Origin of the sequence: Rhodococcus sp. YH3-3 (genome assembly GCF_001653035.1) — a bacterium.
GTDB classification, from domain to species: domain Bacteria; phylum Actinomycetota; class Actinomycetes; order Mycobacteriales; family Mycobacteriaceae; genus Rhodococcus_F; species Rhodococcus_F qingshengii.
Window position 1 is genome coordinate 1987434 of record NZ_BCWH01000001.1, and the last position, 14291, is coordinate 2001724.

A 14291-nucleotide genomic window follows, 5' to 3' on the forward strand; every position below is an offset into this window, starting at 1 on the left:
ACGTAGGTTGGACGACGTGAATTCGTCGACACCCACCACGATCATCCGTACCGCTGCCCTTGCACACATTCGTGACCGCAAGCTGATCCAGACCCGCTCCGTGGGCAAGACGGCGTTCTACATGGCCGGCGGAAAGATCGACCCGGGGGAGACGCCCGAGCAGGCACTGCACCGCGAAATTCGGGAGGAACTCGACGTCGATCTGGTCGACGGGACGGTCACGTTCCTCGACGTCTTCGAGGCTCACGCTTTCGGACATTCCGCGGACACGGGCCTGCACATGAGTTGTTATCTGGCGGAGATGGCCGGAGACCCGCACCCGACCAGCGAGATCGCCGAGTTCCGCTACTTCACGCTCGCCGAGTACGCAGCGATGGACGAGGTGGCGCCCGGATCGCTCAAAGTGTTCCATCGCCTGGCGTCGATGGATCTGATCGACTGATCGGCGGAGGAACGGATCGATTGATCCGCCCCAATCGGAGACTCACGTAGGCGCAGACGGCCACGATGATCAGCGCCACGGCGTCGAGTATCAGAATGTCGGTCGAGATTTCGAACGGGCCGACCGTCGTGATGCCGTTGAAGGGCTTGTTCTCGTCGAGCGGCGTGTACGCCGTCCATCCGTAGTCGAACTGCGGATAGACGAGCAGGGCCAGCGCCGTCGGGCCGAAGATGACACCGAGTCCGACGAGGGCTCGTGACGCTCCGGTCCGCGGTGGCTCTCGGTACATCGCGCTGGCGATCGCGTACGTGACGACCGCAGCGGTGAAGGCGACAAGAAGATCGCTGATCGTGAGAACGTCACCGATCTTCGGCGACGGCGACGTGGCGTAGCTGACGATCCCGGCGACCGTGACCGTCAGGAGCAATCCGTAGCCGACGACTCGCGAGGGAGCGATCGCGCCGATCGCTGCCGCGGCGACGATGACGAGTCCGATCACGACGGCGGTGGAGGCGGGGGTTTTCGACCATTCCATGGCTTCGGTTGCGGGACGGTTCGCCGAGACCGCCGCCAGAGTTGCGACGGCAGCGGTACACATCAGCAGGATTCGACTGCCGTCGCCCAGCACCCGCGCGCAGATCACCGTGATCACCAGCGCGACGAGTAGTAGAGGCACCGCCGCCGTGACGGTGGTGATCTCGAACCACCAATTCGCAGCGACCCCGAAGAGAGTGAGCACCGCCGCGATAGTCACCGGTCGAACGGCCATCCGTTCCTTGGGGTGGTCCTTGTCGAAGTCGTGGAACCAGAACGCGGCGACGCAGGCGGCGGCCAAAGCGAGCGCGAGCAGTGTTGCCCCCAACACTGGTGGTTGAAACTGGTTGGTGTTGTCGGCGATGTAGTCTGCGTACCGCCGAGGAATAGCGTCCTCGTCGAGGAGTGAATCCGAGACATGCACGGCAACAATCGTTCCCGCGACGGAAGCGGCTCGGACCCGGGGAGCGGCAGCAACCGTGACCGCGCCGACAGCGACTCCCGCACCGACGGGTGAGAGTGCCTCGAAGTTGTGATCGTAGAGCCCGGGCAGTTCGAGTAGGAGTCCACCGAAGACCGTCATGGCCGCGGTCCGCAACCGGCAGCGGGCCATCATCGCGGCTGTCCCGACCGCGACGACAGCCAAGACGCCGGCGCCGATGGTCGAGATGGACCAGAATCGGTCGCCCGTCGAAATCGACGTCGACTGGCTGTTCACGAACGGTGCCAAGGCGACGACGGTGACGACGAATGCCGTCACACCACTCAGCGCGACGAGCAGCGTCCTGCGGGCGATGGGCACTGCTCCAAAATAGTCAATCCGGTACCAGTTGCACCGCAATAGCAGGTCTCAGTCCGGTGACGGTGTGTCAGTCGACTGGCTCCGGTTCGATCCGAGATTCCGTGGTGTCGACGGGTGGATGGGACCGTCGGAGGATCGCTGCACCGCAGAAGCCGATGATCAAGGCGAAGAGGATTGCAGCGCCGACGGTCTGAGGGGTGACGTAGTCGATGGTGATGCCTATTCCGCGTCCGAATAGTCCTCCGTTGGCGCTGACGTGCGCCGGGATGGGAAGTTCCATCAATCGCTGAATGTCTGCCGCTGTCAACTCTGGCGGCGCGGTGAGCTGATCGGTGAGAATGGCGATCGACGAGAAGGTCATTGCGGCAAAGGGAATGGCGAGTCCGAGTGTGGCGTCGACCAGGCTGCCGGGAGCCAGGGCACCGAACAGCAATCCGGCGGCGAGACCCAGCGAGGCGATCTTCAGTGCGATTGACCAGACACCGTGCGCGGAGTCGAAGGGCAGTAGTTCTGACAGCGGTACCGCAACGAGAACGGCGATGGGAACGAGGTTTGGCACCTGCTTGTGCAGTCGCAATCCGACGGCGACCGGCAGGGCTGCGAAAAGCACCAGTACCCAGGGGGACTTCAGTGGACCCCAGTGACCGGAACCCTTCGCGATGTCGACGAACAGCGGAGCCGACGCAGCGGCCAGAGCGGTTGCGGCCCAGAGGAACTTGCCACCAGCACCGGAGGTGTCGCCGAGACGGTAGGCGGCGATCCATGTCAACGCGAGCGCAGCGCCCGCTGCCAAGACCATGACGATCCAGGCAGTTGCCTCGGACGCGTACTGCTGGCGATCGATCACGGCGCCGAGCACTCGATGCCCGATCGCCAGCGCGGCGATCACCACGAGCGCGATGCGGATTTCGCCCGCGTCGGGCTTGCGGATCCGGAAGCCGGATTGCGCGGTCACTGCACAGGCGATTGCTGCTGCGGCCGTGGCGCCGATCAGCCACCACGACGGCTCACCTACCGAAGACGTACTCATCCGGCCCGTCCCGCCGGCGAACGTGCGAACCGCGAGGAAGGCGGCAAGCACGCCGAGGAGGGTGGCGTTCTTCGTGGCGGTGCGATCCCAACTGACGGCAACCACACAACCCAGAATCGCACCGGCTGCAACACTTTTGACGATGATCACGGCGATCAGCAGGTCCAGTGACGCAACCTCGGGCACGACTGCCCGAATGATCGCGATGACGGCGACCCCGACGGTGATCGCGATCCAGGCTGCCCGACGGGAGCCGCGACGCTGTGAGAGTGCGCAGGCAAGCACGGCAACCACGGCGCCGAGCCCGACAGCGGTGGGTCCACTGCTGATCCAGCGATCTACTTCCGACGGAGAGGCCACGATGGCCCAGTCACGGAGAACCGGATTGGTCAGGGCCAGCGCAGCGAGTATCCCGGACAGGAGCGCAGCGACGGTGGTGAGGATCGCTCGAAGATCGAGTGGCATCGGGCCAACCTATCGCGGCGCCGCGACATCGGTCGTGGGCGGCGTGAGTGCCGGAAACCAGATGTCGGTGAGAACGTCTGCTGCGACGTCCGCACCCGCGGTGATCGCGCCCTGTTCCGCCCAGCGAATGAAGAAGCGCTCGACCTGTGTCAGCAGGAGTTCGACCCGGAGTTTCGCCTCGTCGTGTCGGCTCTGCGGCCAACGGGCGAGGTACGACGGCATCGCGTTGGGCAGTGCAGAGATGCCTTCGCGGGCCAGTGTGCGGAACTCGGGTTCGAGGACCATGGCCTCGTCCCACGCCCGCATCATGTGGTGGTGATCGCGGCACCAGTCGAGAGCGCGGTTGATCCAGCCGGCGAATTCTTCGCGCGAACCGGAATCGAGTACGTGGTCGAGATCCTGGAATATGGCGAGGGTGCTGGATACGACGGTGTTCGAGCCGAGCGCCTTGAGGATGTCGATCTTTCCGGGAAAGTGCAGGTAGAAGGTGGCTCGGCTGCAACCGACCCGGCCGGCGATGTCCTCGACGGTGACAGCCGCGTATCCGCGTTCGGTGAAGAGCGCGCCGGCGGCATCCACGAGGTCTGCGCGGGTTCGCTGCTTCTGCTTCTCTCGCAGCGTCAGTCTGCCGGAGGTATCTGTCATTACCAGGATCCTAGTGCCGCGGGGGCTCTCACGGGTCAGTTGCACGAGACTCTCCGTCTTTCACTTGACAGTCCGTTAGTGAAAGCTACTCTGTGGTGTAGCGCACATTCGACCGATCAGAGGACGCCATGACCATCTCGGACACAACACGCACGCCTGACCTGCCGGCCGGATTCGACGTCACCGATCCTGCTGTCCTCGGGGAGCGGATCCCTTTCGAGGAATTCGCCGAACTGCGTCGCAACGCACCCGTGTGGTGGTGTGAGCAGCCGCCGACGGTCGGTGGATTCCACGACGAGGGCTACTGGGTGGTCTCGCGTCACGCTGACGTCAAAGAGGTCAGCCAGCGCAGCGATGTGTTCTCGAGCTGGGAGAACACCGCGATCGCGCGTTTCGCCGACGACATGCCACGTGAGGCCGTCGAGATGCTCCGGCATCTTCTGCTCAACAAGGATGCACCGGAGCACACCAAGCTCCGCAAGCTGATTTCGAAGCTGTTCACGCCTCGCGCGATCAACGGCATGCGCGACGAATTGGACCGTCGTGCACGGAGCATCGTCGACACCGCTGTGAGCGAAGGCCCGGGCGACTTCGTGAAGCAGGTTGCCAGCGAGCTGCCGCTCCAAGCGATCGCGGATCTGATCGGTGTACCGCAGGACGATCGGGACAAGCTGTTCAAGTGGTCCAACGAGATGATGGGCTACGACGACCCGGAATACCAGGGTGATCCGGCAGTCGCGTCCACCGAGGTCCTCGGATACGCGTACCAAATGGCAGACGCACGTCGTACCTGCCCGGCAGACGACATCGTCACCACTCTGGTCCAGGCCGACATCGACGGCGACTCCTTGAGCCCGGAGGAGTTCGGGTTCTTCGTGCTCATCCTGGCGGTCGCAGGGAACGAGACCACTCGCAACGCCATCACGCACGGAATGATCGCGTTCCTGGACAACCCCGAGCAGTGGGAGCTGTACAAGAAGGAACGTCCCAAGACGACGGCCGACGAGATCGTCCGTTGGGCGACACCCGTCACCGCCTTCCAGCGCACCGCGCTCGAGGACACGGAATTGGCAGGAGTGTCGATCAAGAAGGGGCAGCGCGTGGTGATGCTGTACAGCTCCGCGAACTTCGACGAGGACGTCTTCGAGAACCCGATGACGTTCGACATCACTCGTAACCCCAATCCGCACTTGGGCTTCGGCGGAACGGGCGCGCACTTCTGCATCGGTGCCAACCTCGCTCGTATGGAGATCGACTTGATGTTCAACGCGATTGCCGACAACGTCCCGGACATCACCAAGATCGGTGATCCGCGCCGTCTGCGCTCGGGTTGGATCAACGGCATCAAGGAGTTCCAGGTCGATTACAAGAGCACAGGCTGCCCGGTCGCTCACTAGAGTCGGTAGGTGAGAGGTACACCCCACGATCTCGAGGAGCCACCGCATGACTTCGATCAACGACAAGGCAACTGCTCTATTGGCGTTGCACCAGCCAGGTAATCCGGTCATTCTCCCGACGGTATGGGACGCGTGGTCGGCGAATCTTGCGGTGGCTGCCGGTTTTGCAGCCCTGACGGTAGGCAGTCATCCGGTTTCCGATTCCATCGGCAAGCCGGACAACGAGGGCATCACCTTCGACGAACTTCTGCACCGGATCAAGCAGATCACCGGTGCGGTCGACGCCCCGATCTCGGTGGACATCGAGGGTGGTTACGGGCTCGAGCCGGCAGTTCTCATCGACGGGTTGATCGATGCCGGCGCTGTCGGACTCAACATCGAGGACACCGTTCACAGTGAAGGCGGACGCTTGCGCGAGGCGCAGGAGCACGCCGACTTCGTGGGTGGGCTTCGTCAGGCCGCCGACGCAGCCGGAGTTCACGTTGTCGTCAACGCGCGCACCGACCTGTTCGTGAAGCAGGTCGGTGACGAGGCCGATCGCGTCGATCGCGCCATCGCACGCCTCAAGCTGGCGGCCGACGCCGGCGCCGACGTTCTCTACCCCGTCGGGCGGCATGACGACGCGACCCAGCGCCGCCTGACGTCCGAACTTCCACTTCCGATCAACGCGATCGGAATCCCGGACCAGGACGATCCGGCAAGTTTCGGGCCGCTCGGAGTGGCACGTGTGAGCTTCGGTCCGTTCTTCCAGATGGCATTGGCCAACCGTGCGAACGAGATCTTGGGACGCTGGAAGTAAGAATGCAGACACTGATGTCGCCCGGCCCGCTTCTCGACGATGGCGGACATTTGGTCGAGACGGGTTGGGCCCCATCGGAGATTCGCAAGTATCGACGCTCTGCGATCACCGCTCCCAAGTTCCGGATCAAGGAGTGGGACTACTACTGCGTTCTCACTGCGGATTACGGCATCGCGCTGACCGTCGCCGACAACGGGTACATGGGCTTGCTCGGAGTCTCCTGGCTCGATTTCCGAACACCACACGAGATCACCGAAAACGTGATGCTGCCGTTCCCGATGGGAAGGCTCGGTCTGCCCGAAAGCGCGGACGACGGTGATGTGGTGGTGTCGAAAGGTAAAGCTCGCTTCGAGTTTCGCCATGTGGACGGTGGGCGCCACCTGATTGTCGACTACCCGGCTTTCGACGGTGGGCGAGGTCTTCATGCCGATTTGTTCCTGGCGAGTCCTGCCGATGACCGGATGGTGATCGCCACACCGTTTCCGAAGGCGTCCCGTTCGTTTTACTACAACCAGAAGATCAACTGCCTGCCCGCTGCCGGGACCGTGCGAATCGGGAGCGACGACTTCACATTTCGCTCGGAGGACTCGTTCGGCGTTCTCGATTGGGGCAGGGGAGTCTGGACTTACGACAACACCTGGTACTGGGGTTCTGCATCCGGACTGGTGAACGGCGAGCGGTTCGGATTCAACATCGGGTACGGCTTCGGCGATACTACGGCGGCCAGCGAGAACATCGTGTTTGTCGGAGGGCGGGCACACAAACTGGACAGGATCGACTTCGGCATCCCGCAGGGAACGTACGACGGCGCTCCGTGGAACTTCTCGAGCAACGATGGTCGCTTCGAGATGACTTTCGAGCCGATCATCGACCGTGCCGCGACTTTCGACGTCGGGGTGCTGCGTTCGATTCAGCATCAGGTGTTCGGAAAGTTCTCCGGCACAGTAATCCTCGACGACGGTACCTCCGTGGTGGTTCGAGATCTCCTCGGATTTGCCGAGGAGGTTCGGAACCGCTGGTAGGCCGTACGTCTCCGCGAAGATGGCGGAACGCAGCATGAGCACCGGGGCATGATCGTGCCCCGGTGCTCGCGTCTCGAGTTGTTTCACTTCAGGCTGCTGTCGGTGGGCTGTTCCCGCCGATCGGCTGCTGATACGGATCGATCGACATCGGTGGATAGAACACTGTTTTCCGATCCGGCCCGATCTCCACCCGCCATTCGGTGTGGTGCATCGTCCGGTGGTGATGACCGCACAAGAAGATCAGGTTGTCGAGATCCGTTGGGCCACCATCGTTCCAGTGAACAATATGATGGTCATCGCACCACCCCGACGGTGTCCCGCACCCCGGAAACGCACACCCACCATCCCGAACCGCAAGAGCCCGGCGCTGCGGAACCGTCGCCGTTCTCGCTTCCTTACCGCAGTCGAGCGGAACACCATTCGCATCCAACAAGATCCGCGTCACGGTGCAGTCGCACGCCAACATCCGCGCGGTATCGATACTGATCGGGCCCACCCAATCCGCCCACGCAAACCCGAGTTCCTCCGTGGACGGCAGGAGGTCTTTCAACGCCTTGAGGTCGGTCATGTCTTTCGCCGACGCAGTCACCGTGATGTGCGGTTTCACCCCGCCCTCGATCGGACCCAACCCCGCCCGCTCGTACCGGCGCAACAATTCGCAGAACCCATCCGCCCGCCGCAGCGCCGGCGTGCGGGTGTCCTTGACGCCGTCTTTCTCCGGCGTCGGCGCCGACAGGCTCGACAGCAACGTGATCAGACGGGCCCCGTTGATCGCATCCAGATCACCCTTCACCGACACGCGCCCGTACAAACCTTTCGAGGCGTAGAACTCGTTGCGCTCCGAATCCTCACCGACCGGAACGCCGTCCTCGCGTTTGCCGTACTGCTTCTCGATCCGCCGAATCGCCGCCCGCACCGCATCACAATCCGCAATGTTCTTCGACGCCAAACCCAACAGAATCCCGCGAGCCTTGTCCACATCCGCCGGCGTCATGTTCTTCGGCGGATGCTGACAAAACGATGCCACCTGACGGGCTTTCAACGCATCCACGTCACCGCGGTGAAACGCATCGCCCACCACGGGTTCGAGCATCAGCAACCGCGCCAACCCGACCAGCAGACTGCACTCACCGATCTCCAGATTCGTCGACCCGTGCACCCACTGAGCGATCGCCCGAAACCCCTTCCCGCCGAGAACCTCACGGGAAAACATCTCCACGATCAACAACCCCACCCGCGACTGCAACTCGTGCCGGACACGCACCAGATCCAGAACCTCACCCTTGAGGTCCTCGCTATCCAGTTGCCATGCTTCCCGACTGTCCATGCTAAAAGTCTAATCGAACAAAGTTTCGAACACAAGACTTGTATCTCGAAAACTGTTCCTATGCAATAATTTTCGACAATTCCGATTTTTGGGACTTTTCGGATGTTCATTCGATCTGCGGCAGTCACGGCGAAGGAGGTCTGGATGTGTCGCGGTCGGTGATGCTGCTCATGTCATGCAGATTCGGAAGTTGCACATGGAGGAACCAGACATCGATGTTGCGTTGGTGCGGCGATTGCTCTCGAGTCAGATGCCACAGTGGGCCAATCTGCCGTTGCGCTTGGTCGAGTCGATCGGCACCGACAACGTCATGATCCGAGTAGGCGATTCACTCGTAATCCGTATGCCCCGCACCCCAGGTGCGGCAGAGGGAATCACAAAGGAGCAACAGTTGGTGCCGCATCTGGCTCCACACCTGCCGGTCCCCGTGCCCGTTCCGGTAGGTGTGGGTGAGGCGGCCTTCGGATACCCGTGGCAATGGTCGGTGCACCCGTGGGTGCCAGGGCGAAACCCTGTGCCCGGCATGGTCGATGACCACCTGGCCATCCAACTCGCAGACTTCGTGAACAGTCTACGTCGGATCGACACACTCGGATTGCGCCCACAGGGATCGCTGCATTCCTACCGGGCCGATCCGATTGAGCGACGAGATTCAGCGACTCGAGCGAGTATTGCAGCGTGTGGCGACCTGCTGAACGGAGCGCTGACGGAGGCGGCGTGGGAAAAGGCGCGCCACGTCATCGACTACGCAGGCCCAGCGGTGTGGATGCACTCGGATCTGCACCCGGGAAACATCCTGGTGAGCGACCGCAGCCTTTCGGCCGTGATCGATTGGGGTGGACTCGCTCTCGGAGACCCGGCAATCGACTGCCTCATTGCATGGACTCTGCTGACGCCGAGCACTCGGCATACATTCCGGCTTCATGTTGACGTGGACGAGGGAACTTGGACGCGTGGCCGCGCATGGGCTCTGTCGATTGCATTGGTTGCCTTGCCGTGCTACCGCGACACGAACGAGCAGATCACGGCCTGGGCGAAACATGCGATTGCTCAGGTCGTTGACGACATCCGCACTGAACCCTGAGACCACCTGCGCCGTCTCCGGTTTCGCAACGATCCTTGGAACTCGAGCAGGGAGGGCAACAGTCTTGTCCGCGGCGACCGATCAGCCGATCTCGCTCAGGTCTCCGTACACCGTCCGACCCTCCAGGATGGTGGCGAGCACCGTGATGTCGGCCAGCTCGGCCGGCTCGACGTCGAGGGGATTTGCCGACAGCACAACAAGATCCGCGTAGGCACCGGGAAAGATGGACCCGATGTGATCTTCGCTGAACAGCTGCCACGCGGCGTTGGCCGTATGGGCGCGCACGGCGGCGTCCACGGGGATCCGTTCCTGGGGTGCCACGACGCGGCCGCTGGGCGAAAGCCTGGTGACGGCGTCCTGCATGTTTCGTAGCGGATTGGCGGGGGTGACGGGTCCGTCGTTGTGGAAGGTGAACCGTTGCCCGGCTGCCAGCGCAGAACCTGCTGCGGCCCAGACGGATCCGTATTCGGGGCCGAACAGGTCATCCACCAGAACGTCACCCCAGTAGTGCAGGTGGTCGATGAAGATGCTGACCGTGACGCCCAGTTCCGCTGCGCGGGCGAACTGATCCGGACGCATCGCGCCGACATGTTCGAGGCGCAACCGGTGATCGGGCCGGGGGTGCTCCTTCAGAAGCTGCTCCCACGCGTCGAGAACCATGGTGATCGCGTCGTCGCCGTGGGCGTGGCACGCCATCTGCCACCCCTTGGCGAAGTAAGCGGAACTGATGTCGTGGATCTGTTCGCCGGTGTAGTTGGCGTGCCCGTGCGTGCAGGCGATCCCGAGCGCGCGGGTGGCTTCGGTATCGAGATACGGGAAGCTGGTGGCGATGTTACCGACCCACGGTGAACCGTCGGACCAGACCTTGATGCCGATCTGGCGCACCAGGTCGTTTCCGTCGCCCGGTGACGCCTCGGTAGTGCGCGCGTCGTTGGACATCTCGTAGAGCCGCAGGCGGGTGGTGAGGAGTCCGGCGTCGGCTATCGCTGCCAGGGCGGGCCGCATCTTGGGGTCGAACGACAATTCGGCGATGGTGGTGATTCCCGCGGCGTTCAGCCGGGCGCATTCGGCCGCCACCAGTGCGGGGAAGTCGTCACCGATGGTGACTGCGTGGCCCGCGACTGCGAACACCGCAGGCATTTCGTACGCGGCTCCGTCGAGTGCGCCCGTCGCGTCGTGGCCGTACGATCCGCCGATCGGATCGGGGGTATCGCGGGTGATGCCGGCCTGCACTGCTGCCGCCGTGTTGAAATACGCGACGTGTCCCGAGTTGTGCATGATCACGAGGGGGTACTCCGGCGCTACGGAGTCCAGCCAGTCGATGGTCGGATCGGGTAGGCCCTTCTGCAGCAACGGGTCCCAACCGTTCAGAGAAGCGCCGGCAGCACCTCGCGAACGAACAGTGTCGACGACGGCAGCAACTACGGCATCCGCCTCGGTGATCGTGACAGGCCGGATGTCGACGACGTCAGGCCCGAGCACGATGGCTTCTTCCAGGGGGTGACCGTGCGGCTCGATGAACCCCGGCAGAACAGCGGCGCCTCCGACGTCGACGACGCGGGTATCCGGCCCCACCAGTTCCTCGACGTCCGTGCGCGCGCCGACGGCCGTGATCCGGCCGCCCGTCACGGCGAGCGCCGGGGCGCGTGGTGCTTCCTCGTGCATGGTCACGATGTCGCCGTACAGAACCAGATCAGCAGCCATGGTCAGTCCTTATCGGTTGTCCGCGTACGCCTGTAGGTGTGCCACCTGCTCGGGATCGAGTGAGGGACGTACCTTCTCACGGGCGGTTGCCACGTCCGCGGCCGTCACGTCGGCCGCGTCCATGCTCCGACGCATGGCGGCGAGTGCAGCCTCACGCAGGAGAGCCGAGCAGTCTGCTGCCGAGTATCCCTCGAGATCGACGGCCAGAATGTCCAAATCGACATCTTCGGCGAGCGGTACCGACTTGCCGGAAGCACGCAGAATCGCTTTGCGGGCCTCCGCATCCGGCGGCGGTACGAATACGAGACGTTCGAGTCTGCCGGGGCGCAGAAGAGCCGGGTCGATCAGATCCGGTCGGTTGGTGGCGCCCAACACCACGACGTCGCGTAGCGGTTCGACGCCGTCGAGTTCGGTCAGCAACGCGGCTACGACGCGATCCGACACCCCGGAGTCGGAACTTTGACCACGACGCGGGGCAAGGGCGTCGATTTCGTCGAGGAAGATCAACGACGGCGCCGAATCGCGTGCGCGCTGGAACAACTCTCTTACGGCCTTTTCGGAGGCGCCGACCCACTTGTCCATCAGCTCTGCGCCTTTCACGGCATGAACGCTGAGGTGCCCCGAGCTGGCAAGGGCACGAACGAGATACGTCTTGCCGCAGCCAGGAGGGCCGTAGAGGAGCACGCCGCGGGGTGGGTCGACACCGAGGCGCGCGAAGGAGTCGGGGTGCTGCAGCGGCCACAACACCGCCTCGGTGAGCGCCTGTTTGGTTTCGACCATGTCGCCGACGTCGTCGAGGGTGACGCTGCCGATCGACAGTTCTTCGGTACTCGAACGAGACAGTGGCCGAATCACTTCGAGGGCACCGACAAGATCTTCCTGCGTGATCTCCGGAGAATCACCGGATTTGGACGCCCTTGTCGCCGCTCGCAAGGCAGCTTCACGGCAGAGCGCCGCGAGGTCGGCGACCACGAATCCGGGTGCGCGCGAGGCGATGGCGTCGAGTTCGAGGGTTCCGGTGGGCACGCGGCGGAGCAGGAGTTCGAGCAATGCCTTTCGAGTTGCGCCGTCCGGCAGGGTAAGTGCGAGTTCTCGATCGCAGAGATCCTGGCCGCGAAGGCGCGCGTCGACGGTCTCCGGATGGGCGGAGGTCGCGACGAATGCCACGCCCGGGGTTGCGACGGCGCTGCGCAGTTGTTCGAGGATCAGTGCGGACACCGGTTCCGCGGTGGCCGGAAGCAGAGCGTCGATGTCACTGATCAGCAGTACGCCACCGCCGCGCACGGCAGCAACGGCGTCGACGATTCGCTGCAGGCGGGTATTCGCCTCGGTGGCACCGACTCCCGGGCCGTCGAGTTCGACCAGTTTGCGCGAGGACAGGACCGAGCGGGCCAACGTGGCTTTGCCTACGCCGGCGGGGCCCGTGATGAGGACGCCGAGGTGCGGTGAGGCGCCGAGCGTACGGAGCAGTTCTGGTTCGTCGAGTGCCAGGCCGAGCCACTCGGTCAGCTTGGCTGCCTGCGCTTGCGCGCCGACGAGGTGATCCAGCGGAACCGACGGTGCAGGCTCGATCGCGACGGCGGCCGGACTGGAAACAAGCGCACTCGGTGTCAGTGTGCCCGCCGAGCCGGAACCCCAGTTGACTGCCGAATTCGGCTGGACGCTGACCGGACCACCGGCAGGTTCGACGGCCGTGACGGTGAGCAGTTCGGATGTCCACGCGACGCCGAAGGTACGGGAAAGCGCTTGGGTGGCTTCGGAAGTGCTCGTACCCGGACCGAGATCGCGGGGGAGGAGCGAGACCGTGTCGCCGACGCTGACGACCTTGCCCAGAAGGGCTTGTCGCAGAACCGTCGAGCTGATCGAATTTGTCGCCATGGACGAGCCGGTGACGGAGACGGATCGCGCTCCGTACACCGTCACCGGACCGACCACGACGGAAGAGTTCTCGGTCAGGCCGACGTTCGACATGGTGACGTCGTCGAGAAGGATCGTGCCTGCCGGGGTTCCGGTGGGCGCACGGCCCGCGACGGTCGCGGTGCCGCGGGCTCCCATGAGTGCGATGGCATCCCATTCGCGGATGCCCAACGCCGCCAACGCTTCGGGGTGCAAGCGCACGACCCCGCGGCGTAGGTCGGCGGCAGAGGTGTTGAGTCGAACGGTGAGGGCGAGTTCCGGCGAAGTCACCTCTCGAGAGTACGTCGTGGACTAGCGGGGTCGCCGCAATCCGAGACGAGCGGCCGAGCGGCGGCCACCGACGTTGGGTTGGCGTCGGATCGCGCGGCGTTCGGAAGGCTTGATGTCCCAGGTTTCGGGACGTGCTGCCACCCACCGCTTCGAGTGCACGGCAAACGGGATGTGCACCAGGTAGATCGCGATGAGAACGATCAGCAGGATGTACGGGTAGGTGATGAGTGCGGCTGCAGCCAACGTCACCAGGACGAGCAGGCCGGCCGCCATGTGCGGCGGCACGGATACCGACTTCATCGCCAGCGTCGGGATGCGGCTGACGATCAGTGCAGCCGAGAAGAGCGTCCACACGATGACGACGAAGTGCGAAGACCACCAGCCGTCACCCCACTGAGCCGTCGCGGCCAGGGGAGTGAGGGCGATGAGTGCGCCGGCCGGAGCCGGAACGCCGACGAAGTACTCACGTGCGTACGCGGGGACGTCGTCGTCGTCGAGCAGAGTGTTGAAACGTGCGAGTCGCAACACGATGCTGACCGCGTAGATCAACGCGATGATCCAGCCGATGCTGGTGCCGTCCAGCAAGGTCACGTACAGGACCAGGGCCGGGGCGACGCCGAAGGAGATGGAGTCGGCCAGTGAGTCGAGTTCGGCGCCGATCTTGCTGGTGGCGTCGAGCAGTCGCGCGATGCGGCCGTCGAGTGAATCGAGGACGGCAGCGGCGCCGATCATCGCGAGCGAGGTACCGGGTTGTCCGTCGAGAGCGAATTTGACGGCGGACAGCCCGGCGCACAGCGCCAGGATGGTGATGACGGACGGCAGCAACCGCACCGCCTGGGTGCGTTTGGGCATC

12 protein-coding genes are annotated in these 14291 nt (G+C 63.8%); 5 read left to right on the forward strand and 7 right to left on the reverse strand.

The annotated features are described in order from the left end of the window. The first annotated feature begins 16 nt into the window (after positions 1-16). Entirely contained in the window at positions 17-442 is a 426-nt protein-coding gene (locus YH3_RS09310) for an NUDIX domain-containing protein (RefSeq protein WP_007730102.1), read from the forward strand. On the opposite strand, the gene YH3_RS09315 is transcribed toward YH3_RS09310, so the two are convergent. The 3 genes from YH3_RS09315 to YH3_RS09325 all read right to left on the reverse strand — a co-directional run bounded on the left by YH3_RS09315 (position 399) and on the right by YH3_RS09325 (position 3918). Then, the gene (locus YH3_RS09315; protein ID WP_223304380.1) at positions 399-1778 is read right to left on the reverse strand and encodes a hypothetical protein; all 1380 of its coding nucleotides are present in this window, start codon (positions 1776-1778) and stop codon (positions 399-401) included. The two genes, YH3_RS09310 and YH3_RS09315, sit on opposite strands and share 44 nt — an antisense overlap. Before the next feature lie 67 nt (positions 1779-1845). After that, positions 1846-3273, reverse strand: coding sequence for a hypothetical protein (locus YH3_RS09320; protein WP_064443286.1), 1428 nt, complete (start codon positions 3271-3273; stop codon positions 1846-1848). Positions 3274-3282: 9 nt separating this feature from the next. Continuing rightward, entirely contained in the window at positions 3283-3918 is a 636-nt protein-coding gene (locus YH3_RS09325; RefSeq protein ID WP_042926208.1) for a TetR/AcrR family transcriptional regulator, read from the reverse strand. Positions 3919-4046: 128 nt separating this feature from the next. Between YH3_RS09325 and YH3_RS09330 the strand changes: the two genes are divergently transcribed. The 3 genes from YH3_RS09330 to YH3_RS09340 are packed head-to-tail and all read left to right on the forward strand — an operon-like array spanning position 4047 to position 7136. Further along, complete coding sequence (locus YH3_RS09330) at positions 4047-5315, forward strand: cytochrome P450 (protein ID WP_007730097.1); 1269 nt, start codon at positions 4047-4049, stop codon at positions 5313-5315. A gap of 46 nt (positions 5316-5361) precedes the next feature. Beyond that, complete coding sequence (locus YH3_RS09335; protein WP_003945055.1) at positions 5362-6114, forward strand: isocitrate lyase/phosphoenolpyruvate mutase family protein; 753 nt, start codon at positions 5362-5364, stop codon at positions 6112-6114. A gap of 2 nt (positions 6115-6116) precedes the next feature. Continuing rightward, positions 6117-7136 (forward strand): DUF2804 domain-containing protein, encoded by a 1020-nt coding sequence (locus YH3_RS09340; RefSeq protein WP_003945035.1) that lies wholly within the window; start codon positions 6117-6119, stop codon positions 7134-7136. A gap of 88 nt (positions 7137-7224) precedes the next feature. Here the strand turns inward: YH3_RS09340 and YH3_RS09345 are convergent, their stop codons facing one another. Continuing rightward, positions 7225-8463: an HNH endonuclease signature motif containing protein gene (locus YH3_RS09345; RefSeq protein WP_064443287.1), complete on the reverse strand. Its 1239-nt coding sequence runs from the start codon at positions 8461-8463 to the stop codon at positions 7225-7227. A gap of 196 nt (positions 8464-8659) precedes the next feature. Here YH3_RS09345 and YH3_RS09350 point away from each other — a divergent pair, with 196 nt between their 5' ends. Continuing rightward, positions 8660-9547: an aminoglycoside phosphotransferase family protein gene (locus YH3_RS09350; RefSeq protein ID WP_193777153.1), complete on the forward strand. Its 888-nt coding sequence runs from the start codon at positions 8660-8662 to the stop codon at positions 9545-9547. 81 nt (positions 9548-9628) lie between these two features. On the opposite strand, the gene YH3_RS09355 is transcribed toward YH3_RS09350, so the two are convergent. Genes YH3_RS09355 through YH3_RS09365 form a run of 3 tightly spaced genes read right to left on the reverse strand, consistent with a single transcriptional unit; the run spans position 9629 to position 14290 of the window. Then, complete coding sequence (locus YH3_RS09355; RefSeq protein WP_064443289.1) at positions 9629-11251, reverse strand: amidohydrolase; 1623 nt, start codon at positions 11249-11251, stop codon at positions 9629-9631. A 9-nt stretch (positions 11252-11260) separates the two neighbouring features. After that, positions 11261-13438: an AAA family ATPase gene (locus tag YH3_RS09360; protein ID WP_003941536.1), complete on the reverse strand. Its 2178-nt coding sequence runs from the start codon at positions 13436-13438 to the stop codon at positions 11261-11263. Positions 13439-13459: 21 nt separating this feature from the next. After that, on the reverse strand, positions 13460-14290 hold the full coding sequence (locus tag YH3_RS09365; protein ID WP_029254795.1) for a phosphatidylcholine/phosphatidylserine synthase: 831 nt from the start codon (positions 14288-14290) through the stop codon (positions 13460-13462). Position 14291: the final 1 nt, after the last annotated feature.